This window comes from Dyadobacter sp. Leaf189 (genome assembly GCF_001424405.1).
In the GTDB taxonomy this organism is placed as follows: Bacteria; Bacteroidota; Bacteroidia; order Cytophagales; family Spirosomataceae; genus Dyadobacter.
The window spans coordinates 734,286-761,007 of the sequence record NZ_LMPS01000005.1 but is presented as its reverse complement, the minus strand read 5'-3'; the positions used below and the strand labels follow the sequence as shown (position 1 = coordinate 761,007).

Sequence of the window (26,722 nt, the reverse complement as noted above, 5' to 3'; positions counted from 1 at the left end):
AACAAACAATTCATGGTATGAAAAAACGTCGACGCACGTCCTGGCAATTTTACAGGCTTTTGAGAATATCATTTTACCAACTATTAATTGCCTTTATCTTCGGTGTGGCCGCAAGTGCCGCGGGTGCGCAGGATATCCTGAACCAGCGCATTACGTTGCAGATGAACAATCAGGAGATTAAAACGGTGTTGAGCAGGCTGAACAAATTGACGCAGGTCAAATTCACTTACAATTCCTCCCTGATCAAGCCGCAGCAGAAAGTCTCGATCAACGCCGTGGAAAAGCCGCTTTCAGACGTACTTGACGAACTTTTAAGGCCCTTGAATGTAGGCTACAAAATTGACGGAAAGCAGATCGTACTGGTCAAAAACACCGCAGAGCCGACCAGCGGCATGATCCTGCGCCAGCTTCCTCAGGGGATCGACAGAACAATAAGCGGGACTGTCTCAGACGAAAAAGGTCAGCCGCTGCCGGGCGTCAGCATTGTACTCAAAGGTTCAAAGGCGGGTACTGCAACAAACACCGAAGGTACCTACCAGCTTAGTGTGCCTGATGCAGGCGGCATTCTGATATTCTCTTATGTGGGCTACACGCCGCAGGAACTTGCACTGGGTACCCAGTCTGTGTACGACGTTACATTGCAGCCCGACGTGCGCAACCTGGAAATGGTCGTAGTCACAGCTTTGGGTATCAAAAGGGATGCGAAAAAGCTCGGTTACTCCACAGCAACCATTGACACAGAAGAACTTACAACCAACCGTACGACGAACCTGGGAAACAGTCTGCAGGGAAAAGTGGCGGGATTGAATGTAACGCCACCTGCGAGCGGACCGGGCGGTTCAACCAAAATCCGTATTCGCGGACAATCCTCTTTTGGAGGCAATAACTCGCCGCTGATCATTGTAAATGGCGTTCCGATCAACAACAGCAGCGTTTCTGCGGGCGGTTCGAACGGAAATGGAACAGGTAACCCCACCGGCGGTTCGTCTGATGCAGGTGACGGTCTGCAGAGCATCAACCAGGACGATATCGAATCAATGACGGTGTTAAAAGGTGCGGCAGCGGCTGCCTTGTACGGTTTCCGCGCGAAAGACGGCGCCATTATCATCACGACCAAAAGCGGCAGCAAAACGACAGGTATCGGTGTTGAACTCAACTCCAATTTCCAGGCGCAGCAAGCACTTGATTATACGGACTTCCAGTATGAATATGGACAGGGAGAATTCGGTAAACGCCCCACGAGTGTAGCTGAGGCGCAGAGTTCGGGGGTATTTGCATTTGGTGAAAAGCTCGACGGCAAGCCGACGCCGCAATTTGATGGCAGCACCCAGCCTTACATTGCGCACAAAGACCGCATTAAAAATTTCTATCGCACCGGTACGAGCTTCACCAATTCCATTGCACTGTCTGGCGGGAATGAGAAGGGGAATTTCCGGCTGTCATTCGCCAATACCGATGCGAATGCGATCATGCCGAATTCCGATTATCACAAACGCATTTTCAACCTCGGTCTGAATTACAAGTTCTCTAAAAAGCTCTCTGCGCAGGTAAATGCCAATTATTCAAACGAATACAACAAAAACCCGCCGCAGATTGGTATCCAGGATATGAATGCGAATACGACAATTTATACCCTTGCGACAAGCATTGATACAGATTGGCTTAAAAACAGGAAGGATGCGAATGGAAACGAAATGCCGCTTGCGCGTTTTACCAACCGGAACAATCCCTACTGGGTGGCTTACGACCGTTTTGAGAATGTAAAACGCGACCGGATTTTTGGAAATACATCCGTGCGCTACGATTTTACGAGCTGGCTGTTTGTGCAGGGTCGTATTGGTCAGGACTACTACACCCGCCCCTACAATTATAACCGCCCCACAGGAACGCGCTCGATCAGTGCTGTGACTACCGGCTTTAATGGTTACTACTACCAGGATGTTTCCACCTTCCGGGAGCGGAATATGGACGTGCTCATCGGTGCTAACCGTACTTTCGGGGATTTCGGTATCGATATAACCCTCGGGGGCAACCAGATGCTGCAGATAAGCGACAATGTGTCTACTGCGGTAACCAACTTCTACGTCCGCGATTTGTACACGATTGCAAATGGCCAGGTAAAAACGCCCAATTACGGATATAGCAAGAAGAAAGTAAACTCCATTTACGGCGCAGCTGAATTCTCTTTCAGGAACTTCCTTTTTGTGAACGTGACGGGCAGAAATGACTGGTTCTCAACATTAAACCCGGAGTCGAACAGCTACTTGTATCCTTCTGTGAGCGGAAGTTTTGTATTCAGTCAGGCATTCGCGAATGCACCGGCCTGGCTTAATTACGGAAAACTCCGCGCGGCTTACGCGGAAGTGGGAGGCGATACCGATCCGTATTCAAACAACCTGTATTACGGGATCAATGCAAACCCTTTCAATGGGACCGCTTTGGGGAATTTACCTTCGACAGTAAGTCCGAATGCGAATTTGAGGCCGCTTAAAGTGAAGGAAACGGAGATTGGTCTAGAAATGAAAACCTTCGATAGCCGCCTGAACCTTGACGTTTCTATTTACCGCAAAAACACTGTGGATGAAATCCTGAACGTGGATATTTCAAATACCTCCGGTTTCAGCCAGACCAAAGTGAATGTGGGTAAGCTGCGTAACCAGGGCGTTGAATTCCTGCTGACGATCGTGCCTGCGCGCACCGACGCATTTACCTGGGAAACCAGCTTCAATGGAAGCTACAACATCAGCAAAGTGATCGAGCTGGCGGCTAATCAGCCTCGTTTTGACGTCGGTACTGGCGAATTCTTCGGCATTGTTTCCCATGAAGTGAACAAGCCCCTCGCCTCTTTGCGCGGGTTTGACTACAAAAGAGATGCGCAGGGCCGCATTATAACTTCGGGCGGTTTGCCGCAGCAGGGTAACCTTACCACTTTCGGCAGCGCAATTCCTAAATGGGTGGGTGCCTGGGTGAATACATTCAATATCAAGGGAATCCGCATCGGCACGCAGATCGACTTCAAAGCGGGTCACAAGATTCTTTCCAACTCCAACCTCAACTTCCTGCGCGAAGGTTTGTCGAAACCGTCGCTTGTGGGACGCGAAGGCGGCGTGCTGCTGGACGGCGTCAAAGCTGACGGTTCGCCGAATGATACCCGCGTAGAAGCAGAGCAGTTTTACACGGCTTACCGCAGTACCAACCTGGCGTCGCCATTTGTGTACAACGGTGCATTTGTAAGATGGCGGACAGTGTCGCTTGGTTACGATCTCTCCCGTTTTGTGAAAGACAAGACCTTCATCAAAGGCCTGACGATTTCTGCGATGTGCAACAATGTGTGGCTGATCAAAAAATACATCGACAACCTGGATCCCGAAGCACAAGTATCCGCATCCGACAACCTCCAAGGTATCGAAACCCACACACTGCCTACTACGAGAAGTTACGGTATCAACTTGAATGTTAAGTTATAAAGGAGGAAAGGGATGATGGAGGAAAGGGACTATGGAGGAAAGGGAGCCCTTCGACCGCCCGTTGGCCCGGCGTGCTCAGGGCGACAAAGTCATTCACTCATTCACTCATTCACTCATTCAACATTCAATTATTCAGTCATTCAATCATTAGAACATGAAGCAAATATTTCTATACGCAGCAACCATCGCCATCCTCGCAGGGGCTAGTTCTTGCGACAGTGGTTTTGAGGAGGTTAATAAAAATCCGGTTCAGGCAACCAGTATTGATCCGGTGTATCTCTTTTCCAATGCCGAGTTTTCATCGGCCATTGCGACGCAGCATTATCAGATGCAGATCGTGCAGCAGATCAACACGCCATTTACGGGCGTAGTGGAAGGCGGTAATCATAATGTGGTTTCCGATCCAAATTCAAATGCCAATTTCAATTCATTATACCTGCAAAACGGCCCGGTAAACCTGCTGACAACCGTGATTGCGCAGACCAAAGACAATCCGGCGCGGTCTAATCTGTACAATATGTCGCGCGTCTGGAAGGCTTATGTGTTTATGGTTTTGGTAGATACTTACGGTGATGTTCCCTACTTCCAGGCGGGAAAGGCATTTCTGGAAGGCATTAACCTGCCTAAATACGACGACCAGAAGCTGATTTACGACGATATCCTGAAAGAACTGGTAGAAGGTACCAAAGCATTGGACGCATCGAAACCGATCGAAACGGGCGATCTTTTCTTCAAAGGCAATATCGCGCAATGGAAAAAGCTGGGTAACTCCCTGCTGCTGCGGGCTGCGATGCGCTACTCGAAAGTAGATCCGGCCAGGGCAAAACAATACGTGGCGATTGCAGTGGATCCGGCCAATGGAGGTTTGCAAAGCTCCAACGCGGATAATGCTTTTATCGCATTTAACAGCACATTCAACCACCCACTCGCCGGCTATTTTCAGGGAACAGAGCGTGGGAATGTGTACATGGGCAAAGCATTTATCGATTTCCTGAAAACATCAGCTGATCCGCGCCTAAAATACATTGCTGTCAAATACGAAGCGCCGGGAAATCCGCTCGCGACCGTCGGTGCCGAGGACACAAACCCTGCGAATCAGGAAGGCATGCCTTACGGGTACAATGAATCTACGATCACCACCATTCCTGGCTTTCCGGGAAAAATCGGGTCGGCATTTAAATATTCGCAGATCAACCGCCGGACTGTCGGCAAAATAGATGCACCGGAGTTTTTTATTACTTACTCCCAAACTTCCCTCCTGCTGGCCGAAGCCGTGCAGCGCGGCTGGGCAACGGGTGATGTGAAAGCATTGTATGAAGCTGGTGTAAAAGCACATATGTCGCAGCTGGCGACTTACGATGTATCGGCGACGATACCCGAAGCGACTCAAACAGCTTACCTGGCGGCCAATCCTTTTAATCCGGCAAAAGCATTGGAACAGATCAACAACCAGTACTGGGTCTCTTCCTTCCTGAATGGTTCTGAAGCGTGGGCCAATTTCCGCAGAAGCGGCTTTCCAACGCTCCCGATCAACAATTATCCGGGCAAAGATCCATCAGTGAAAGACTTCATCAGAAGATTGGTGTATCCTGTCCGCGAGCGTTCGGTGAATGAGGCCAACTACAAGGAAGCAGTAGCCAGAATGGGTCCTGACGAACTTGGGACACCCGTTTTTTGGGATAAATAAGAATATTAACTAACCCTTAATTGTTTTTTTATGCTTAAACAAACCTTGCTGGCGGGAGTACTGGCTTGCTGGGGACTGGCGTCCCAGGCACAATCAATCTCTCCCAGCCCCGACCAGATCAAAGCCTACACTGCTGCCTGGAAAGGTGAACGCCTGCCCGACGGCCGACCGAAGGTATCTGACGCGATTCTTGCCCGCCTCAAAAACATCTCGATGGAAGAAGCCTGGGGTGTATTGCGCAACAAAGGCTACCACAACCAGTTTGAAGGCGAATGGCAGCTGATCCACAACGACAGTACCATGACCGGCCGCGTGGTAACAGCGCAATACATGCCATCGCGCCCCGATTTACAGGATCTCGTAAAGGAGACCGGCAAAAAGGAAGGCCGCGTGCAGACCGGCGGTACCAACTCCTGGCCCATTGATGTGCTGAAAGAAGGTGACGTGTACGTGGCCGACGGCTATGGCAAGATCGCCGACGGTACGCTCATCGGCGACAACCTCGGGAATTCCATTTATGCTAAATCCAAGCGCGGGGTGATCTTTTACGGCTCAGTGCGGGATGTAGAAGGTTTGAGTGAAATCAAAGGTTTCAATGCCTGGATCAAAGGCCAGGATCCTTCTTATATCCAGCAAATGATGCTGTCCAATATCAACACCCCGATCCGCATTGGTCGCGCCACGGTGCTGCCGGGCGATGTGGTACTTGCCAAGAAGTACGGTACCATCTTCATCCCGGCGCATTTGGTGGAGGAGCTGGTGATCACCTCGGAAGTAACTGCATTACGCGACGAGTTCGGGCATCTGCGCCTCCGCGAGGGCAAGTACACGCCCGGTGAAGTCGATACGAAATGGTCTGATGCTATCCAGAAGGACTTTCTGAACTGGGTAAACAACTACCCCGGCAAGCTCCCGATGACAAAAAAGGAGCTGGACGATTACTTGAAGGAGCGGAATTACTGACCCAACTTTTGTCACCCGGAGCGCAGTCGAAGGGCCTTCTTTTGTCACCCTGAGCGCAGTCGAAGGGCTACCATGAAAGCGTGGTCGCATTGTGCTTCGACTGCGCTCAGCATGACAAAAGTGAATACCTCAAAGTGACACAGCGATATTTCAATTTAACACTACCCAAAAACCAATAAAATGAAAGACATTCTCAAACACATCATAGCAGAAAACAAACAACAGGAAGAAGCCGAAAAGGCAGCGCGGATTGTGGAAATCAATGACCCGGCTACTAAGCCCAGCAGGAGAAACTTTTTGCGAAACTCTGCTTTGGGCGGCATTGCACTGGGCGGCTTCATGTCCATGTCGGCCGAGGATACGATTGCTCAGGCTACTTCAAAGGTAAACCGCGCTTCGAAGCCTTCCGAGTTGAAAATCACAGACCTGCGGTACTGCATTGTACAGAACGTAGGCCGCACGCCGATCATTCGCATTGATACCAATCAGGGGATATATGGATTGGGTGAAGTGCGTGACGGGGCCGATGAGCGTTACGCGCTGTTTCTGAAAGCGCATTTACTTGGCCAGAATCCGTGTAACGTAGAGATGATCTTCAAAGTCATCAAGCAGTTTGGCTATCACGGCCGGCAGGCTGGCGGCGTGTGCGGGGTTGAAATGGCACTTTGGGACCTTTGCGGAAAAGCGTACGGCGTTCCGTGCTGGCAGCTGCTCGGCGGCAGATATCGCGATAAGGTGCGGTTGTATGCCGATACGCCGGAGTCGAACGATTTGAATGAATTTAAACAAAAGATCAAATTCCGCACGGTGGATCAGGGCTATACCTGGCTGAAAATGGATGTCTCGATCGGTATGCTGCGTAACAGCGAGAATGCGGTAGTTAACAACAAGTTCTGGGGAGGCGGCTTTTCGCAATGGGCGGGAGATTTCCATTCCTATGCCAATACCAAGCATCCTTTTACGGCCATTCAAATCACCGAAAAAGGCCTGGCCGAAATGGCGCAGGTTGTGGAAGATGTGCGAAGTGTGGTGGGTTATGAAATTCCACTCTCGACGGATCATTACGGTCACTTTGATATGAACAACGGGATACGGCTGGGCCGCGCGCTGGACAAGTACCGCCTCGCCTGGCTGGAAGATATCGTGCCCTGGGAGTATGTGGATCAATGGAGGACCATTTCAGACGCACTTGAAACACCGACTTTGACGGGAGAAGATATTTACCTGAGAGAAGGCTTCAAATCGCTGATAGACAAGCGTGCTGTCGACATTGTCCACCCCGATTTGGCTTCCTCAGGCGGTTTGCTTGAAACAAAACGCATTGGCGATTATGCAGAGGAAAACGGGATCGCGATGGCCATGCACTTTGCTGGAACGCCGGTGAGCTTCATGGCAAATGTGCATTGCGCCGCCGCAACCCAAAACTTCCTGGCGCTCGAACACCACTCTGTGGATGTTACCTGGTGGGAAAGTCTGGTGAAAACGACGGACGGTCGCAAGCTGATCGACAAAGGCTACGCGCCGGTACCGCTCGAAGCGCCTGGGCTAGGGATTGAGCTGGTAGACGATGAGGTGAAAAAACACCTGAACCCGAAAGACAAAAGCTACTTCGCTCCTACGCCCGACTGGAACGAAAAGCGCTCGCACGACCGTCTCTGGAGTTAGCAGACTACCGTGGTAAGTCCGCCAGACTTACCACGGTTACAACCCGTGAATGCCCTCCCGGACGCTAACACACGTAACTGTGAAAGATTTTTTTGGTATTTTGCATATCGTCACTCCCATATGTAACCATGAAAAACTTACGCAGTGCACTATTTTATACGCTGACAATCGGGATATTTTCAGTCTTTCTGTACTTCTTTATCCGGCAGGGCACTTTCCTGGAAACGGCTGCCACCAAATTACACAGCCACGTCAGCAGTGCATCTTCCTGGGAGCAGTTTACGGATACTTTCGGGCATAACCTCACGCACCCGCTTGCCACACTTTTACTGCAGATCATCACCATCATTGTAGCCGCGCGCCTGTTCGGGTGGCTCTGCAAGCTAATAGGACAGCCGACGGTAATCGGTGAAATTGCGGCGGGTATCTTTCTCGGGCCTTCGCTGCTGGGCATGTTCTATCCCGAATTCTCCAACTTCCTTTTTCCAAAACAATCCCTCGGTAATCTCCAATTCCTGAGCCAGATCGGTCTGATACTCTTTATGTTTATCATCGGCATGGAGCTTGACCTCAAAGTGCTCAAAACCAAGGCGCAGGAAGCTGTTGTCATCAGTCACGCCAGCATTATGCTTCCATTCGCATTGGGTGTGGGGCTGGCTTTGTATATGTACCAGCAATTCGCGCCCGAGGGGATCAGCTTTCTTTCTTTTGCGTTATTCATCGGAATTGCGCTGAGTATCACAGCATTCCCTGTACTTGCCCGCATTGTGCAGGAGCGCGGATTATCGCGGACAAAGCTTGGTATGATGGTGATTACCTGCGCGGCGACGGACGATATTACCGCCTGGTGCATCCTGGCTGCCGTGATCGCGATCGTAAAGGCAGGCTCGTTTGTAAGCTCCATTTACACGATCATCCTTGCAGGCGCCTATGTATTGTTCATGCTGAAAGTACTGAAACCAGTTCTGAAACGGGTCGGCGACCATTATTCTTACAAAGAGGGATTGACCAAACCTGTAGTCGCTATGTTCTTTGTGGTGCTGCTGATCTCCTCCTACACGACCGAGGTAATCGGCATTCATGCATTGTTTGGTGCATTTATGGCGGGTGTGATCATGCCTGCTAATCTGAGTTTCCGCAGCATTTTTATCGAGAAGGTAGAAGATGTATCCCTGGTACTGTTACTGCCGCTCTTCTTTGTTTTTACGGGTTTAAGAACACAGATCGGCTTGCTGAATGATCCTTATCTGTGGCAGGTTACGGGGCTGATTATTCTTGCGGGCGTCGCCGGGAAGTTTGCCGGCAGTACCATTGCCGCGCGCTTTGTCAAGCAATCATGGCGCGATAGTCTGATTATCGGTTCATTGATGAACACACGCGGACTGATGGAGCTCGTCGTGCTCAACATTGGCTATGATATCGGTGTGCTATCTCCCGAAATCTTTGCAATGATGGTCATCATGGCACTGGCTACAACCTGCATGACGGGACCCGCGCTCGATCTGATCGACAAGTTCTTCCCGCAAAAGAAGTGGGAGGCCCTGCGCGACAAGCTTGAACCTTCCCGTTTTTCTGTCCTGATCGCATTCGCCAGTCCGCAGGGAGGTCGCAAGATGCTGCGTCTGGCGGATAAAATGATCTGGAAAGAAGCAGATGACCAGCAAATTACAGCCCTGCACCTTTCGCCGAGCAGCTATCTGAATCAGGTTAACACAGAGGAATACCAGTTTGAAACCTTCCGTCCGCTCAATGAAGAAGCGCAGCAGCTGGATGTTTCATTCACTTCCCTTTTCAAACCTTCGCAGGATGTGGAGCACGATATCATCGAAATTGCCAACAATGGCGACTATGATATGCTGATGATCGGAATAGGCAGATCGGTATTTGAAGGGACATTCCTGGGCAAAATCCTTGGTTTTACTTCCAGGATCATCAGCAGAGAGCGGCTGTTTGATACCATCACCGGCAAAGAAAGATTGTTCCACGAAGATGTTCTGGACGAGCGGACTACGCAGATCATCAAGTCTGTGAAGATACCCGTGGCCATCATGATAGAGAAGAATTTGAAGGAAGTGAACGATATCTTCATTCCGATTTTCTCGCCGCAAGACCAGTTCCTGCTGGAATATGCGCAGAAGCTTGTTTCCGCAGGCGACCTCAATGTGACGATCATGGACCCCTCCGAGATGGTCAGCGCGTATGCCGAAGTGCAGGATTCACTCAATGCTATCCAGGATTATGCGCCTGAGAAAGTGAGAATGCACTTCGACAATGCATTGGAAAAAGAGTTTCTGGAACAAAAAGATCTGATGATAATCAGTTTTGAAAGCTGGAAGAAAGCGGTTGAATCTCACAGTGTGTGGCTCGCAAATTCGCCTTCTGTCCTGATCATACGTGCGTAGGTTGCTGTTTTTAATAGAAATAATAAGTGTTTACTTTACGTAAGCGAATCAGCTTTCCGACTTATGATCTCCTTTTTAAAGAATAGATATACCAATTCCTTCAATCCGCAGACAATCCTCTTTTTTTTCCATAATTTCTTTATCAATGTAGGTACCACGCTGGTTTATGTTTCCGCCAACGTGCTTTTGCTCGAAAATCACCCTGAATACTCCCTGCCGATCGCATACATAGCTGCGGCACTGGCCGTGATGACAGCGGGGAAGATTTACGAATACTTCGAGCACCATTTGATCCTGAAACGCCTGAGCCTCGGGACCATGTTCTCGTCGCTATTTATGGTGGCGGTAGTGATGGTGCTGCTGTGGCTCGGTCACGGCATTGCCACGGCCATTTCCGTGATGGTAGGTTACAGGATCATTTACCTGCTTATCAATCTTGAATTCTGGGGCTTGTCTGCATTGGTTTTTGATGTGCGCCAAAGTAAGCGACTTTTCAGTGTGATCGGGTCCGGCGATATGCCCGCCAAAGCGCTGGGTGCCGTGCTGGCTGTGCTCATCCACTCCCCTTCCGTGCTGATGATCCTGCTGGTGATCTCGCTGATCTTCTTTGCGTTGGCCTTTTACACCCAGATACTTACATTCAAATACACTGAAATTCCCAACCCGCACCACGCAAGACCGCGCCAGGTGTCGGCTTCGGATTCGAAGATCATTCAAAAGTATTTTGGCGGAAACAAGCTGCTTACCTCGCTTTGTCTCGGTATGGTCGCCATTGCCGCGACTGCGACGTGGATCGAGTACCACTTTTTTGTGAATGTAAAATACAAATTCCACAGCCAGCACGACGTAATCACCTTCGTAGGTACGCTGCTAGCCGCTACTTACGGGATTTCGACGATCGTTAAATTGTTATTTTCGGGTAAAACGGTGGAGCGTTTCGGGGTAAAAATCACCTTGTACCTGCTGCCGCTTACTACCATTTTCATTTCGCTCGGCCTGCTGATCTCCTCTTACTTCCGGAAAGACGAACCCTCGCTCCTGTTCTATTATTGCGCGGCATACCTGCTTTTTGAATTGGTAAGAAGAACGATTTTCGATCCCGTATTCCTCGTGCTGTTTCAGCCGCTTTCCACCAAAACCAGGCTGAAAGGGCACACATTGGCAAAGGGACTATTTGAACCAATGGGAATGCTGATCGCAGGTGCATTGCTCTGGATCGTGTACTCGCGAAACCTGAGCAACATCAGTCTTACGTTCGATCTTTCGCTGCTCTTTGCAGTTGCGGCGCTGATTATTTTCAGGAAAGCTTATGGGCATTATACCCAGGAGCTGAAATCGGCAATCGGGAAACGGTTTATCAAAAGTGGTGAAATGGCCTCCCCTGCCGAGGCGCTGCCGATCATTACTGAAAACCTGAAAAGTGAAAGAAGAGAAGAAGTACTGAATGCGATTGACTGGCTGGCGAAAAACAAAGTGGCGCTTTTCCGCAAAAACGTTGATCTGCTGATCAAAAATCCGCACGTACAAGTGCGCCTGAAAACGCTGCAAACGCTCGCAACGCTGGACCAGCCCGAATTGTCGGATGCATTTTTGAAGTATATCGAAGCCGAACCGGATACAGCTTGTCAGACGCTCGCCGTGCGCATTGCCTGCGCCGCTTCCCGCTTGTCGGATGAGCAGCTGGCAAGGTTCCTGGCCCACCCCGACCTGGATATCGTGAGCGGTTCCGTGATGGGGAGCTGGGAAGCCGGCAAATCCCTGCCGCTGGTGCACGGTACCCTCCGCAAGCTTTTCACTTCCGGACAGGAACAACAGCAGCTGACCGCATTGGAATGTATCAGGGTAATCGGGATCCATTCCTACGAAGACCAGATTAAAAACTGCATTCAAAACGGCAGTGAAAAAGTCAAAAATACGGCGCTGGAAGTAGCCGCAGGCTCAGGGTCGGCGCAGCTGCTGCGCGAGTTGAAGCCACTGCTTGGGGGTACGCTTTCCAGATCTACCGTCATCGCATTGATCAAATCCGGTGACGCCGGTATCCGCATTATTGAGGAATGGCTGCAAAATGATCAGTCGGGAGAACGCATTCGTTTGTTCATTAAAGTAGCTGAAAAAACTAAACACGAATTTATACTTCAAATACTTTTCAATCTAATTAAAAGTATTTACCTGAATAAACATTCTGAAAGTAAAGAACTTACAGTTAACATTGATAAGATTGATACTTTTACATTGCTGGACGCATTGAAAGCGATGTCGAACTACCTGCTTGTTGCTGATTATAAATCAGTTGTATCGGAATTTGTAGAAAAAGAACTGAGCCACGCGTCGCAGCTCCTGGCCGAAATGGAGGACCATGCAATTGACAAAACATGGAATGACACACTTGAATATGAACTGGAACTCACCGGACAGCGGCTTTTCTATCTGTTCATGATGCAGTATGACAAGGACGCGGTGTCTAATGCGTGGCGCGGAATTCGTCATGCAAGCAAGGAAAAACGGGCGAACTCGCTGGAAATGATCGAGAGCCTTTTGCCGCGGACACTCTACCCTGCGTTGCACGCCTTGTTCGAAAACATCCCTGTCCAGCGAAAGCGGGAGGCACTGCGCCAGTATGTCGGCAACCAGGATGGCGGACTTGCATTGATACCTTACATTCTGACTCACCACGACCGCTCATTTACGACCTGGACAGTCGCAGTGGCGATTAAAAAGTTTGATCCGGCAGCTGGCGAACTTACCTATCTTGAACATCTTGTACACCATCCCGCGCGCCTGATCAGGGAAGCAGCTGCGGAAAAATACAGGGCGCTTGCCTTAAATCCCGAACTCAGATTCAGCCTTAACATTCCTATGCAACATACAGAAACTGCACAGACTATCTCAGAAATGGAGCGGGTGATTGTTTTGAAAAACACACAGCTTTTTTCCCAAACTCCTGAAAACGTACTGAGCTCGATCGCCCCGATCATGAAAGAGGTGACCTACAGTGAAGGTCAGCAGATCTTCGCCAAAGGCGACCTGGGCGATTCGATGTACATTATATATACGGGCTCGGTGGGGATTTACGACGGCAAAAAACAGCTCGCGTTGTTTGACAAAGGGGAGATTTTCGGTGAGCTTGCATTGCTGGATACCGAGCCACGGTCGGCTTCAACTGTTGCAGAAACGGACGTGCTCGTTTTCCGCATTGACCAGGAAGATTTCTTTGAATTAATGGAAGAACGCGACGAGATTCTAAGAAATGTGCTGCGGATCCTCTGCCAGCGCATCCGCGTTCAAAATGAGAAAATGCGGATGCAAGGCTGAGACAGTATCAATGTGCGGCTTGTTTGAGCTTTTCCAGGTGCAGCGCTTTGGCCGCATTGCGTCGTTCCTGCTGTGATTTGGTCCAGTAAAAATGCGTTTCCAGGAAAGATACCTGCGTCTCGTTCCAGTGACCGGGATCTGATACCAGCTCGCGTGCGTTCAGCTCTTCGAACAATGTAGCAGATATGGTTTCAAAATCACCTCTCCCGAGGTAGTCCAGATCTGCGTCTGCCAGGATCATTTCCATTTTATTTTGCGGCATTTGCGGGATTTTAGTTGCCATAATCATCCCGCAGATCGCCTCCATTTGTTCGTCAGAATATCCATAGTCCGGCAGGATTTCCCTCACAATCCGGCAGCCCTCTTCTTCGTGGCCACGATACACATTCATGAAACCTGAATCGTGGTACAAAGCCGCTGTTTCCAGCAAGATCAGGGCATTTACATCTGTAATTTCCTCCAATGCAGCCAGCTCCATGGCGGCAGCTACTACATCTTTGGTATGGTGTAAACCGTGGTAAAAAAGGTTACTGTCCAATCGGGTGCGCAGCTCTTCAAAAATGTATGCTCTTGCGGCCTCAATATTCATGGCTATTCCAGTACTTCGTAAATCATCACAGCATTTTCCTTGTTTTTCAAGTTCACCTCGCCTACGGGGTTGCATTGAAAAGCCTCTTTAATGCGCTGGTATGCAGATTCCGGCACTACTACCTGGCCGGGCTTCGCCACAGACTGCAAACGCTGCGCCACATTCACCACGTCCCCGATCACCGTATAATCCAGCCGCCGCAATGCAGCTGAGCCGATGTTACCCGAAACCATTTCGCCGGAATTGATCCCGATAGAAACCTTCGGACAATAAGCGGAATTGTCAGACAGCTCTTCCCTGAACTTATCAATGTGATTGCGCACTGCCAGCGACGATTCCACCGCCCTGTCGAGGTGATAGTCCCCGCGGAAAACGGCCATTACTGCATCTCCCATAAACTTATCAACCAGCCCACCCTGCGCGATGATCTCTTTAACCATCACATCGAAATACTTGTTGATCATGGTAACCACACGGTCCGCCGGCTCCTTTTCAGATATAGAAGTAAATCCGCATAGGTCCATAAAAACGACGGTACCTTCGATATTTTCACTCGTCATCAGCGACTTTTCAAAAGTATCCTGCGTCATGAATTGCAGCACAGAGGAATCGACGTACATTCTTAGAATGTCATTTTCACGCACTGCTTTCAATGTTTCTTTCAGCTGGGCGACGTACTGGAGTGTTTTCTCCATTGTCACTTCAAGGTCTTTGAAATCAATGGGTTTGGTCAGGAAATCGTATGCGCCGCGGTTCATGGCGGTGCGTATGTTATCCATATCCCCGTAAGCCGACACGATGACCGCTTTCAGTACCGGACTTACCTCTCCAATGCGGACAAGCAACGTCAGTCCATCCATTTCCGGCATATTGATATCGCTCAAAACCATATCGATATCCTGGTTCTCGGCGATTACTTCAAGTGCTTTCACACCATTTTCGGCAAACAAAAATTCGTACTCCTGCTCACGGATCTGCCTCCTGAACTTTTGCTTGATCAGCAGCTGCAAGTCAGCCTCATCATCCACAACCAATATCCTGGCTTTCATAAAATAGTCAGCAGTTTTTCTTTCAGTTCAACAAAATTGACCGGCTTGGTCAGAAAATCATCTGCGCCAAGCTGCATGGCCTGGTCGTGATTGGCGCTGTCGCCGTAGGCCGTGATCATCATCACCTGGGGCGGTGCAGACGGGTGGTCTCTCCGTATCGTTTTCAAAAGTTCGATCCCGCTCATTCCCGGCATATTGATATCGGAAAGGATCATCACTACTTCCGAAGGATGCGCGGCAAGGTAAGTCAGCGCCTCTTCGCCCGAAAACGAAAAGGAAAACTGGAACTGCCCACTTCGTATCTCCTTTCTGAACTTTTGTTCAAACAGGGATTTCACATCTTCTTCGTCGTCTACAACTAGTATTTTCATGAAGGTTTTTCGAAAATGTCAGGATTGGCTGATTGGTTCGCTGACAGGTATTGTAATTCTGAATTCTGTTCTCTCTCCGGGTATTGACTCCACGTCCAGTACGCCACCGTGCCCGTTAGTGATAATATCGTAGCTCATCGAAAGCCCCAGACCAGTTCCCTGGCCTGTCGGCTTGGTGGTAAAAAACGGCTGGAAAATCTTGGCTTTTACGTGTTCGGGCATTCCAGTTCCATTGTCGGTAACGCGGATATAAAGCTTATTGGCAAATTTTTTGGTACTGATCTTCACCTCGGGCTTATAGTCACTGCTAAAACCTTCGGCGGCCAGCTTGCGCTTTTTCTCCGCCACCGCGTAAAATGCATTGGTAAAAAGATTGAGAAATACCCTTCCCAAATCCTGCGGAAGTACATTCACTTTGCCTATTGTATCATCAAAATCAGTGACCAGCGCCGCATTGAATTCCTTGTCTTTGGCGCGCAGACCATGGTAAGCCAGCCGCATGTATTCGTCGGCCAGCGCATTGATCTCGACGGGTTCTTTCTCACCGGACGAAAGCCTCGAATGCTGCAGCATTCCTTTTACAATGGAGTCTGCACGCTTTCCGTGGTGGGTAATCTTCTGCTGGTTCTGGTTCAGGTCTGCGATGATCTGCTTGATGTAATCTTTATCTTCCTCCGCCAGCTCCGACTTTTCGATTTCCTCTTCCAACTCCGTACAAAGCTCCGCAGATACCTCAGAGAAGTTGTTTACAAAATTCAGCGGATTCTGGATTTCGTGCGCGATACCGGCTGTCAGTTCACCGAGCGACGCCATTTTCTCACTTTGAATCAATTGATTTTGCGTGGATTTCAGCTCCTCGATCGTACGTTGCAGCTCTTCTTTTTGCATCGTAAGCTCCTGAGTCCGCTCATTCACCAGGTATTCCAGCGATTCCTTTTGTGCGCGACTTGCCTGCTCTTCTCTTAGCCGGTCTTCCCGCTCCTTTTGAAGCACTTTCATCTGCTTTCTTGCATAAAACCACACGAAAAAGCAGAGTACGAATGCAAACGCGACCGCTACCTGAAAAAAGCTGTCATTCTCTTCATAAAACTTCGGGAAGATACCTTTGACAAAATCCCGGATAATCGAGATCGCTACGAAAGGCATAACCGTTTGCGCAGTAGTGCGGAGCGAGTTGAATACTTCGTTCCGGTAAATAACCACGATCAGCCAGACCAGGAAAATGTCCCACACCCAGTTGGTCCAGAAAGGCTCTTCGGCGATGTAGAAGGTGGCGATCCAGGCAATACTGAAATACCGCGCGAAGACCAGCCGCTTTTCCCATTCAGGATGGTTAACGGCGGTTTGTAAAGATGTGCGGATGTACTGGATCAGGAAAAAGGAAACTAAAAAATAATCCATGCAAGGCAGGGTTGCTGTTTCTTCTTTTGAATTAATCGATTGTACAGCCAAAGTAAAGATTTTACTTCAAATAACCGATTCAGCAGATGCCAGGCGCGATCGCCGGGATTATACTTTTGTGTAAATCTCGTTTTTAATCAACTTTACATTATTCAGCTGCGGAATTGCCAATACCTTGTTACGCGGTACCACGCCGCGCGAAATCCAGTTTTGTACGCGACTGACTTTCAGATTATGGATGCGCGAATATTCTGAAATAGTAATCCATTCATGCAAATCATACTCTGCACCTTCAACAACAATCCGCACATCTTGTAACTGCTGCAATTCGTTCAGAGCATCCTTAATTTCAGCGATGGTTTGTCTTGCACGATCCTTGATAGCCTTCCAGAATGGTTTGATCTCCTCTCGTTCGGCTTCCGAAAGCCCATAATACCAATCTGCAAATTCTTTACGGATAGCGGGCCTATCCTCACTGCGAGCCACTTTCATGCGCGCTGTATACCGGTCAATGTAAACTTGGAAGTCCTCTCTCATAACTCATCGAAATCTGTTAAAAAACCAAGTGCCTCCCTAAGCCTGACAGCCTCTCTTACCAGCTCTTCATACTCCGAATCAAGCTCGTCAAAGGGCGGCAACAATAATTCTATCTCCAACTCAGCTAGCCGGGTGGTTATCTTTAATATAAGTTCCTCTTTTCGGGACTGTCGTGACATGGAAAAGTGTGTGTTATTTTTTCAAATCTATCTAATGTAAAGTTATTTTACAAAATATCATTTGTACTTACTTTACACTATAATTGCTCTTCGCATTTCCGTACAAGGTTTGTCCGAATCTGAACGAAAGCGAGACAATGCGAAAAGCTAAGATCCTATTTTCCAAATGTTTGCAATTCTGGTACAATGTTTATACATAGAACTATGCATTACATTGTAGTTCCTGTTAGCCATGATATTTAATTTCCCCCGACTTCAACGAATTGCACGATGATCCAAAACTATTTCAAGATCGCCTGGCGGAACCTGCTGCGGAACCGCGCGTTTTCTGCCATTAATATTGCCGGCCTCGCCATTGGACTGGCTTCCTGCATGCTGATCAGTCTGTACGTGATCGACGAACTGAGCTTTGACAGGTTTCACGAAAAAGCCGACCGGATCGTGCGGGTTGTTTTCAAGGGATCCATGCAGGGCGGCAAGTTCAATGAAGCCCACGTAATGCCGCCCACAGCAGCCGCATTGAAAGCCGATTACCCCGAAGTACTCGACGCGACACGCCTGAGACAAGGCGGCAGCCCGATCATTTCCATCGACGATCAGCTATTTACCGACAACAAAATGGCATTTGTAGATCCCAACTTCTTCCAGGTATTTACACTGCCTTTTGCACACGGTAACAGCAAAACGGCATTGGCCGACCCCAATGCGATTGTGATCAGCGAAGCACTTGCCCGGAAATTCTTCGGGGATAAAAATCCGGTCGGTCAGCTGCTTACATTCAAAGGCTCACGCGATAAGGCGAGGATTGCGGGCGTTTTTAAGGATATACCAAGAAACTCCCACTTCCGTTTTGACATATTTGCTTCCCTGATCAACTCCGGCGAGGCGAAATCTACCTCGTGGATGCAATCAGAGTTCTTCACTTACCTTGTTCTCCCCGAAGGCTACGATTACAAAAAGCTGGAAGCCAAATTGCCGGCGACAGTCCGCAAGTACATGGGGCCGCAGGTTGAAAATGCATTCGGCATGAGCTTTGACGAGTTTGAGAAGAAGGGAAACATGATCGGGTTGAGGTTGCAGCGGCTCACGGACATTCACCTCCATTCAGACTTCCAATATGATCTCGGCGACAATGGCGATGTGCGTTACGTGTACATTTTCGGTGCCGTCGCAACGATCATGCTGATCATCGCCTGCATTAATTTCATGAACCTCTCTACCGCAAGCTCATCGAAGCGTGCCAAGGAAATTGGGGTACGGAAAGTAATGGGCTCCGAGAAAAGGGAGTTGATCTGGCAATTCCTGACCGAGTCCACATTGGTGACATTCCTGGCGATGACGATCGCCCTCGTAACGGCGATCATCGCATTGCCGCTGTTTAATCAGCTGGCAGATAAAAACCTGCGCATTGACTTACAAACGTTACCTGCATTGTGCCTGTATTTTGTTTTGTTCGGACTTTTCGTCGGGCTCTTTGCGGGAAGTTACCCGGCCTTTTTCCTTGCTTCATTCAAGCCCATTGCCGTTTTAAAGGGAAATATCAGCTCGGGATTTTCGAGAAACTCAGCCAGTTTCAGCATGCGCAGCGCGTTGGTGGTATTTCAGTTCTGCGTTTCCATTGTACTGATTATTGGCACAATGGTCGTATACAATCAGCTCCGGTTTATTCAGAATAAAAAACTGGGTTACGATAAAAGTCAGGTGCTGGTACTGCCGGATACCTGGGCTTTGGGTAAAAATCAGGAGGCCTTCAAAGAGGAAATGCTGGCCGACAGTCGCATTGCGCAGGTAAGCTCATCGGGTTACTTACCTGCTGGCCCCTCCTACAATAACAACTATTCGATATATCCCGAAGCAAAATCGACCGAGCTCGTGAAAACGCTGCGGTACGATGTTGACTTTGACTATATCCCGACGCTGGGCATGCATATCCTGGAAGGACGTAACTTTTCACGCGAGTTCGGGACGGATTCTTCGGCTATCATCATCAATCAAACCGCGGCGCGGATGCTGGGCTGGAAAGAAGGCGCATTGAACCACACGGTCAGCAACAGCGACAATGCAGGAAAACGCTCGACTTACGTGGTGATCGGCGTGGTAGAGGATTTCCACTTCCGCTCTTTTCACGAACCGATCACACCATTGGTGATGGTTTTGGGAAAAGGCTCCGGCACAACGATCGCCAAGATCAAAACCAATGACATACCTGCATTGATTTCGTCTCTCGAAAAGAAATGGAATGCATTCAAACCAGACCTTCCATTTACCTACTCTTTCCTCGACGACCGTTTCAATGAAACCTACAAAGCCGAGCAAAAAACGGGTAAGATACTAGGGCTGTTTGCCGGACTCACCATTTTCGTCGCCTGTCTGGGTCTGTTCGGGCTGGCTACCTTCACTGCCGAGCAGCGGACGAAGGAGATCGGGGTGCGCAAAGTACTCGGTGCATCGGTACCCGGCATTGTGGCACTGCTTTCGAAAGATTTTCTGAAACTGGTTGGCATTGCCCTGGTACTGGCAGCTCCGCTCGCGTGGTGGCTTATGGACAAATGGTTGCAGGATTTTGCTTACCGTGCCGATATCGCCTGGTGGATGTTTGTACTGGCCGGAGCGCTTTCTGTCGTGATCGCACTATTTACGGTTTCTTTCCAGTCTGTAAAAGCCGCACTGATGAACCCGGTGAAATCGCTGAAATCGGAGTAAAAGCTGGAAAATACCTTTGGAATAATTATTTAACGAAAGTCGCCATCACTAAATCAACAACTGCCATGGCGCAAAATGAAGAAGTAATCGAAGCGCTCAACGATCTGATCGTCATTAACAATGACCGGATCGCGGGGTATGAAAAGGCTTACAGCGAAACGAAAGAAATAGAAACGGACCTGCGGTCGATGTTCAATAACCTGGCAGACCAGAGCCGGGCGAATGTAGCGGACCTGAACAATTTAGTAAGAAGTCTGGGCGGAGAGCCTGAAACAGGTACGATGACTTCCGGTAAGCTGTACCGGGTTTGGATGGATATCCGGTCGCTTTTCAGCTGGGATAACAGACGCGCAGTGCTGGAAAATGCAGAGGGCGGCGAAGATGCAGCCAAGAAGGCCTACGACGAGGCTGTCAACGCTGTTGCATTCCCCAAGGAAGTTATGGACCTGCTCGTCAAGCAACAGTCGGCGATCCACAATGCGCATGATACGCTTAAAAGAGAGCGGGACCGGCAAAGGGACCTTCCGCAATATCCTCTTACCACCTGACAAAAGCCGGTTAATAGCCGGCTTTTTTGTGCCCAATGGGGGGATAGAGCTCCACATCAATACTTTTTGAAAAAAACTTTTAATTTCCTGTAACCTTTTCAGCATTTCCCAGTTTCCACGTCAGAATCACCACAAAAAAGAGGCAGCCGCTTGAATACGCTCACAGACAATTCATTGATGCTACGGGTAAAAGCCGGCGATCTGGATAAGATGGGCTTGCTGTTTGAGCGCTATAACCGGCCTCTTTTCGCGTTTTTCTATCACATGACTCACAACGCAGACCGGAGTGAAGACCTGGTACAGAATGTGTTTTACCGGATGCTCAAATACAAGCATAATTTCACCGGCGAAGGCGAGTTCAGGTCGTGGATGTACCACCTGGCAAGAAACGTACTGAACGATTCGATTCGTGAAAACAAGGGGCGGAACAATGTTGATGTAAACGATGTGGCCGATCAGCTTGGCGGAGGTACCTCGGCGGATAGTGGTTTTGAAAAACAGCAGGACAAGGATTTCCTGCACCAGGCAATGGCGGGCCTGAGCACCGAGCACCGCGAAATCCTGATCATGAGCCGCTTTCAGGAGCTAAAATACGAGGAGATAGCCAAAGTGCTGAACATCAATGAAGGGACTGTGAAAGTGCGTGTTCACCGCGCTTTGGGGGAATTAAAGAAAAAGTTTTTTACCAATGAAAGAAGATAAACACATACGTTGCGCGCAGTCCAGGGAACACCTGACCGACTGGCTGCAAAACCGCCTCAGCAAAGCGGAGCAAATGGATATGAACATGCACCTGGCGGAATGCCTGGAGTGTCAGGAAGAGTTTGCGGCAGATAAACAGCTTTGGGATAGTCTGGGTAAAATGTCCGTTCCGGAACCAGGTCCGGCCATGCGGCTGAACTTCTATGACATGCTTGAAGAGTTTAAAGCCGCTGAACAGAAAACACCCCGATTTTCATGGCAGGCGCTGCTGGAAAGGATTCAGGAGCTGGTAGTGCCGCAATGGGCAATACAGCTGGGTTTCAGCCTGCTTTTGGTAGCACTGGGCGCGGCAATCGGGTACAAGGTAACCCAGCGCAACAGCCAGGCTGCCGCTTACCAGCAGCAGATAGAAACCCTGGCCGCGCAGGTACAGGATATGAAAAGCACGATGATGCTTTCATTGATTGAAAATCCGTCGGCAACGGAGCGGCTGCGGGCGGTAAGTTACACCAGCGAGATCGCCCAGGCAGACGAACGCGTGATCGATGCGCTTTTTACCACACTCAATAACGACGACAACGTGAACGTGCGCCTCGTCACGCTCGAAGCTCTTATGCAGTACGCCGACAATCCACTTGTCCGCAGCGGGCTGGTGAAATCACTTTCTAAACAGGAATCGCCGATGGTGCAGGCTGCATTGGCCGACGTGATGGTGAAGCTGCAGGAGAAACGCTCCATTAAAGCATTGAAATCACTGCTCCGGAAAGAGGGTCTCGACAATCTGGTCAAGAATAAAATCGAACAATCGATCAAGGATTTATCTTAAACATCCATCATCTATTTATCAGCCATGAAACTTTTTGCAATCCCCCTGCTGGCGGGAGCGGTACTCTGCTGTACCCAGGCCCCGGCGCAAAACCTGGAATTTAAGGAGCATATCAGCAAGGAATTCGCCGCGCCCACTGCTTCCGGCAGTACGCTCGCTATTTACAACATCAATGGGTTTATCAAAGTGGAGGGATATGCCGGAGATAAGGTGATCCTGGAAGTGAATAAAAAAATTACTGCCAAAACAAGCGAGGTACTGGAACAAGGCAAGAGCCAGTTTAAACTAAGCTATGATCAGAAAGCCGACAGTATCATCGTCTACATCGCCGAACCTTTCGACTCGCGTCCAAACCGCGGACGTAGAAACTGGGAAGGTCCAAAAATCGAGTACAATTACGCACTGGATTTTACAGTCAAAGTCCCCTACGCAATGAGCCTGCACGTTTCGACGGTTAATGGAGGCGACGTGACGGTAGACAATGTGACCGGTCCGCTAAGTGTCAGTAACGTAAACGGCGCTATCCGAGTCGCCAATGCGAAGGGTACCGCCAGGATGCGGACAGTCAATGGCAATGTCGAGGCCAACTTTCTGACACTGCCCCCGGGTGAGTCTGATTTCAAAACGCTGAACGGGGATATCCGTATCACCTACCCTGCGGCTCTTTCGGCCGACTGCCAGTTCAAGAGCTTCCACGGCGAATTCTACACCGACTTCCCCAATGCAGAACAGCTGCCGGCCCGCGTGGTGAAGAACCAGGTTAACGACGGGAACAAGACCGTGTACAAGCTGAATACCGAAACGTATATCCGCATTGGTCAGGGTGGGCCCACTTACAAGTTTGAAACATTTAACGGTAATATCTATCTCAAAAAGCAATCATAAGCAACGATGAAAACCAACCGATTTATAACCCTCGCGCTAAGCATTTCACTGGCTGTCTTCGGCAATGCGACTGTTTTCGGACAGGCAAAAGAGACCATTACGGTACCACTTTCTGACCCGTCCAAACCTGGCAGCCTGAAAGTAAACCTCCTCAATGGAAGCATCCGGATCAGCGGCTATGCAGGCAAGGAAGTAGTGATTGAAGCAACGGGAAAAGTACCCGAGCAGAACGATAAGCCCAAGGATGAAAACGCAGCAGGAATGCGGCGCATTGTTCCTTCGAGCGGACTCGAACTGACGGCAACGGAAGAGAACAATTCGATTAAAATAACTTCCCGGTTTGTAAACAAACCAATGAACCTGCATATCAAAGTACCCCAGAAATTCGCGCTCAAAGCGTCCACTGTAAACGACGGGGATATCATCGTGGAGAATGTAGATGGAGAGCTGGAAGTGGCCAATGTCAATGGGGAAATCTCACTTACGAATGTATCCGGTTCGGCGGTTGCCAACACGATCAACGGGACGCTGAAAGCTACCTTCAAAACAGTCGATGCGAAGTCGCCGATGGCGTTCTCAACACTGAACGGAAACGTGGATGTGACACTTCCGGCTACTGCGAAATTCGATGTAAAACTGAAATCCGACCGGGGCGAAATTTACAGCGACTTCGACGTGGAGGTTGACAAAAGTCAGCCGCAGGCGACGCGCACTTCAAAGGATGGAATGTTCAAAGTTTCGCTTGAAGACTGGGTAAAAGGAAAGGTAAATGGAGGCGGAAGCGAGATCATGATGAAGAATATGAACGGGAATATTTACGTGAGAAAGGCGAAGTAAGCCCGCTGAGATTTTGACGTACGGAAAAGATTTTCTTTCCCGTACGTTTACTCGATCGTAGCGCCCAGCTCGAAGAGCATTTTAGAGAGCTCTTCGAGCTTTTTTGTTTTCACACTGGCCAGTATCTGTTCCGACATTGCCTCGGCAGAAACAGCCGATTCGGTCAGCACTTTCTTACCTGCATTGGCCAGCTTCACATAGCTCACCCGGGCGTCACGGCTGTTGGCCTCCCGGCGTACCATTCCCAGCTTTTCCAGGGGCGACAACATGCGGGTAATTCCCGATGCGGTAAGACCAATTTTCTCCGCCAGATCCGTGCGCCGCAGCTTCTCATCAGGCGCCTCCCCGAGGTGATAGAGGATCATAAATTCATTCAGACTTAGCCCATGTGAACTCAGCTTTGAGTCGAACTTCTTGAAGATCAGCGACTGTACGGTGGTGAGGTTGAGAAAGAATTTCAATGATTGAGAAATTGCCGCCATATACTTGATTTAAACTTGAAATGTACTTGAATAATAATTGATATATACTTGATTACTCAAATATATATCAATTAAATTGAAATCCTATGATCCTATTAAACAATTGATTAAGATTTTGATATTCCAAGAAAATGTTTCACGTGGCACTTCTAGCCTGAATGTGCGCGGAGCAGCTGGCGGTAGCTGTTGAGGATTGCAGATTTGGAAATAAAGCCGACAAATTCGCCGTTTGTCTTCACCACAGGCAGATTCCAGGCGCCCGATTCGTCGAACTTTTTGACGACACTTACCACGCTGTCAAAGTCGCTGATCACGACCTCGGGCTTCTTCATAAGCTGCTTTACTTCGAGCAGATCGTAGGCGCCCGGATTGAAGAAAAGCGGGCGGATATCGTCGAGCGAAATGATACCTGAAAGCTTGTTTTCGGAGTCGGTTACTGCGATGATATTCCGGTGTCCTGAACGCACCATATCGGCCAATTCCTCCCTGCTTGCCTCGCAATGGATGACTTGGATATCCTTATCGATAAGGTCGAGGACGTGGAGCAATGAAAGCAAATTCCGATCGTGCTCACGGGTGAAAATCTTGCCTTGCTGTGCGAGTTTTTCAAGGTCTGGCGACACGGATGAAAACCATTTTGCAATTGAAAAAGAGATCACCGAAACGATCATTAACGGGATAAAAAGATCATAGCCGGAGGTCGATTCTGCAATCAGAAATATGGCTGTCAGCGGCGCATAAAGAACCCCGCTCATTACGCCCGCCATTCCTACGATCACGAGGTTATTTACGGGCACGTCGCTCACTCCCGCCTGCACGCAGAGCAATGCAAATACATAGCCGAGCGAGCCGCCCGCGAAAAGCGACGGCGCAAAATTTCCCCCGTTCCCGCCGCTGAAAATCGTGATGGAAGCAGAGAATGCTTTGAGCAAACAGATCACCGCCACAAACACAATAACGACCCAGTCGCGGTAGCCAATGAACCTGAAAAAACTGTTCTGCATAATGCCCTGCATCTGTCCGTTCGTGATCGCTTTGATGGTATCATAACCCTCACCAAACAGCGGCGGATAGAGCACGCAAAGCACCGAAAGAACACCCCCACCAACCATCGCTTTTTGAATGCGCGTCATTTTCAGGTTATGGAAAAATTGGTCGATCGTTTTTGCAATCAACACAAAATACCGGGCGTACAAGCCGCAGAGAATTCCCAGTACGAGGTAGTATGGAATGTTGTGGTAGTCGAAAGGATTTCTGGTCTTGAACTGGAATAATACCTCCTCCTCTAAAAGGATTTTTGACACCAAACTCCCGCAGACAGCAGCCACAACCAGCGGGATAAAATCGGAGAATACAACGCCTGTCAGGAGGATCTCGAATGCGAACATCATCCCGGCAATAGGCGCATTGAATGCGGACGCGATACCGGCTGTTGCACCGGCGGCAAGCAGCAATGTACGCTCGCGGTAATCGAGCTTGTAAGTACGCGCGAAGTTGGAACCAATGGCTGCGCCTGTCACGGCGATCGGACTCTCCAAACCGGCCGAGCCGCCGAGCCCCACGGTGATCGCGCTTTGCACGATTTGCGAATACATTTTGACGGACGAAACAATACTGGAATTTTGCGCGATCTCGTAAAGAATGGCGCCGATCCCTTTTCTGTCCTGGCCCTTGAAAAGGAATATTACCACCAGTGTAGTGGTCACAATTCCCAGGAACGGAAACAGTATGTAGAAAAACACCTGCCGCTCGAAGTGGACTTTGTCGGTGATAATGTAGTGTATGTAATGCACCAGCTCTTTCAGCAGCACGCCCGCCAGGCCGCAGGTTACTCCTACCAGTACACCCGACAGGATCAGGAACTGTGTACGGTTAAGCACGCTTTTTAGCCAGAACAGCAGGATTTCATAACTCTTGGCTTTCCTGAGACTGTACCGGGCAAAATCTCTCCTGTACTTTAAAAAATGATAGAACTTCTTAATGTTGACTTTATTCACTGTTCAATGTTAGGTCTGCGCCCGTGACCTGCGGACAATATGAAGGTGGCATTTAGCCAAAGCAATTACGTGTGTACTTATGCTAGCAAAATATGTTCCTGCAAGCGCCGGATTACAACA

General features: G+C 49.3%; 20 protein-coding genes. 12 read left to right on the top strand and 8 right to left on the bottom strand.

Annotated elements, in window-relative coordinates; genetic code table 11:
• Positions 1 to 17: 17 nt before the first annotated feature.
• The 6 genes from ASG33_RS17585 to ASG33_RS17560 all read left to right on the top strand — a co-directional run bounded on the left by ASG33_RS17585 (position 18) and on the right by ASG33_RS17560 (position 13,496).
• Positions 18 to 3,467 carry a SusC/RagA family TonB-linked outer membrane protein gene (locus ASG33_RS17585; RefSeq protein ID WP_082489287.1) on the top strand — a complete coding sequence of 1,150 codons (3,450 nt, stop codon included), beginning with the start codon at positions 18 to 20 and terminating at the stop codon, positions 3,465 to 3,467.
• A gap of 154 nt (positions 3,468 to 3,621) precedes the next feature.
• On the top strand, positions 3,622 to 5,154 hold the full coding sequence (locus ASG33_RS17580; protein ID WP_082489286.1) for a SusD/RagB family nutrient-binding outer membrane lipoprotein: 1,533 nt from the start codon (positions 3,622 to 3,624) through the stop codon (positions 5,152 to 5,154).
• A 30-nt stretch (positions 5,155 to 5,184) separates the two neighbouring features.
• The gene (locus tag ASG33_RS17575; protein ID WP_056287984.1) at positions 5,185 to 6,117 is read left to right on the top strand and encodes an RraA family protein; all 933 of its coding nucleotides are present in this window, start codon (positions 5,185 to 5,187) and stop codon (positions 6,115 to 6,117) included.
• A 180-nt stretch (positions 6,118 to 6,297) separates the two neighbouring features.
• The gene (locus ASG33_RS17570) at positions 6,298 to 7,782 is read left to right on the top strand and encodes a mandelate racemase/muconate lactonizing enzyme family protein (protein ID WP_056287981.1); all 1,485 of its coding nucleotides are present in this window, start codon (positions 6,298 to 6,300) and stop codon (positions 7,780 to 7,782) included.
• A gap of 128 nt (positions 7,783 to 7,910) precedes the next feature.
• Positions 7,911 to 10,184 carry a cation:proton antiporter gene (locus tag ASG33_RS17565; protein WP_056287977.1) on the top strand — a complete coding sequence of 758 codons (2,274 nt, stop codon included), beginning with the start codon at positions 7,911 to 7,913 and terminating at the stop codon, positions 10,182 to 10,184.
• Between the two features lie 63 nt (positions 10,185 to 10,247).
• Entirely contained in the window at positions 10,248 to 13,496 is a 3,249-nt protein-coding gene (locus tag ASG33_RS17560; RefSeq protein WP_056287972.1) for a cyclic nucleotide-binding domain-containing protein, read from the top strand.
• 7 nt (positions 13,497 to 13,503) lie between these two features.
• Here the strand turns inward: ASG33_RS17560 and ASG33_RS17555 are convergent, their stop codons facing one another.
• From ASG33_RS17555 to ASG33_RS17530, 6 genes are all read right to left on the bottom strand, one after another.
• A complete protein-coding gene (locus ASG33_RS17555; RefSeq protein ID WP_056287967.1) occupies positions 13,504 to 14,085 on the bottom strand; it encodes an HD domain-containing protein in 582 nt (193 codons plus the stop codon).
• A 2-nt stretch (positions 14,086 to 14,087) separates the two neighbouring features.
• A complete protein-coding gene (locus ASG33_RS17550) occupies positions 14,088 to 15,134 on the bottom strand; it encodes an adenylate/guanylate cyclase domain-containing response regulator (protein ID WP_056287965.1) in 1,047 nt (348 codons plus the stop codon).
• A complete protein-coding gene (locus ASG33_RS17545; RefSeq protein ID WP_056287960.1) occupies positions 15,131 to 15,505 on the bottom strand; it encodes a response regulator in 375 nt (124 codons plus the stop codon). The genes ASG33_RS17550 and ASG33_RS17545 overlap by 4 nt, the downstream gene beginning before the upstream one ends.
• Positions 15,506 to 15,523: 18 nt before the next feature.
• On the bottom strand, positions 15,524 to 16,906 hold the full coding sequence (locus tag ASG33_RS17540) for a sensor histidine kinase (protein ID WP_056288624.1): 1,383 nt from the start codon (positions 16,904 to 16,906) through the stop codon (positions 15,524 to 15,526).
• Positions 16,907 to 17,014: 108 nt separating this feature from the next.
• Positions 17,015 to 17,443 carry a hypothetical protein gene (locus ASG33_RS17535; RefSeq protein ID WP_056287954.1) on the bottom strand — a complete coding sequence of 143 codons (429 nt, stop codon included), beginning with the start codon at positions 17,441 to 17,443 and terminating at the stop codon, positions 17,015 to 17,017.
• Positions 17,440 to 17,622 carry a hypothetical protein gene (locus ASG33_RS17530; RefSeq protein ID WP_056287952.1) on the bottom strand — a complete coding sequence of 61 codons (183 nt, stop codon included), beginning with the start codon at positions 17,620 to 17,622 and terminating at the stop codon, positions 17,440 to 17,442. The genes ASG33_RS17535 and ASG33_RS17530 overlap by 4 nt, the downstream gene beginning before the upstream one ends.
• A 270-nt stretch (positions 17,623 to 17,892) precedes the next feature.
• On the opposite strand from ASG33_RS17530, the gene ASG33_RS17525 reads away from it, so the two are divergent.
• The 6 genes from ASG33_RS17525 to ASG33_RS17500 all read left to right on the top strand — a co-directional run bounded on the left by ASG33_RS17525 (position 17,893) and on the right by ASG33_RS17500 (position 24,123).
• The gene (locus ASG33_RS17525; RefSeq protein WP_056287950.1) at positions 17,893 to 20,325 is read left to right on the top strand and encodes an ABC transporter permease; all 2,433 of its coding nucleotides are present in this window, start codon (positions 17,893 to 17,895) and stop codon (positions 20,323 to 20,325) included.
• Positions 20,326 to 20,390: 65 nt separating this feature from the next.
• Positions 20,391 to 20,873 carry a PA2169 family four-helix-bundle protein gene (locus tag ASG33_RS17520; protein ID WP_056287948.1) on the top strand — a complete coding sequence of 161 codons (483 nt, stop codon included), beginning with the start codon at positions 20,391 to 20,393 and terminating at the stop codon, positions 20,871 to 20,873.
• A 177-nt stretch (positions 20,874 to 21,050) separates the two neighbouring features.
• Positions 21,051 to 21,575 carry an RNA polymerase sigma factor gene (locus tag ASG33_RS17515; RefSeq protein WP_056287946.1) on the top strand — a complete coding sequence of 175 codons (525 nt, stop codon included), beginning with the start codon at positions 21,051 to 21,053 and terminating at the stop codon, positions 21,573 to 21,575.
• Positions 21,562 to 22,401: a HEAT repeat domain-containing protein gene (locus ASG33_RS17510; RefSeq protein WP_056287943.1), complete on the top strand. Its 840-nt coding sequence runs from the start codon at positions 21,562 to 21,564 to the stop codon at positions 22,399 to 22,401. The genes ASG33_RS17515 and ASG33_RS17510 overlap by 14 nt, the downstream gene beginning before the upstream one ends.
• Before the next feature lie 24 nt (positions 22,402 to 22,425).
• Positions 22,426 to 23,286 carry a DUF4097 family beta strand repeat-containing protein gene (locus tag ASG33_RS17505; protein WP_056287940.1) on the top strand — a complete coding sequence of 287 codons (861 nt, stop codon included), beginning with the start codon at positions 22,426 to 22,428 and terminating at the stop codon, positions 23,284 to 23,286.
• A gap of 6 nt (positions 23,287 to 23,292) precedes the next feature.
• Positions 23,293 to 24,123 (top strand): DUF4097 family beta strand repeat-containing protein, encoded by an 831-nt coding sequence (locus ASG33_RS17500; protein ID WP_056287937.1) that lies wholly within the window; start codon positions 23,293 to 23,295, stop codon positions 24,121 to 24,123.
• Between the two features lie 47 nt (positions 24,124 to 24,170).
• On the opposite strand, the gene ASG33_RS17495 is transcribed toward ASG33_RS17500, so the two are convergent.
• Both ASG33_RS17495 and ASG33_RS17490 read right to left on the bottom strand, forming a co-directional pair.
• Positions 24,171 to 24,605 (bottom strand): MarR family winged helix-turn-helix transcriptional regulator, encoded by a 435-nt coding sequence (locus tag ASG33_RS17495; RefSeq protein WP_056287935.1) that lies wholly within the window; start codon positions 24,603 to 24,605, stop codon positions 24,171 to 24,173.
• A 149-nt stretch (positions 24,606 to 24,754) separates the two neighbouring features.
• Entirely contained in the window at positions 24,755 to 26,602 is a 1,848-nt protein-coding gene (locus tag ASG33_RS17490) for a chloride channel protein (RefSeq protein ID WP_056287933.1), read from the bottom strand.
• Between the last annotated feature and the right edge of the window lie 120 nt (positions 26,603 to 26,722).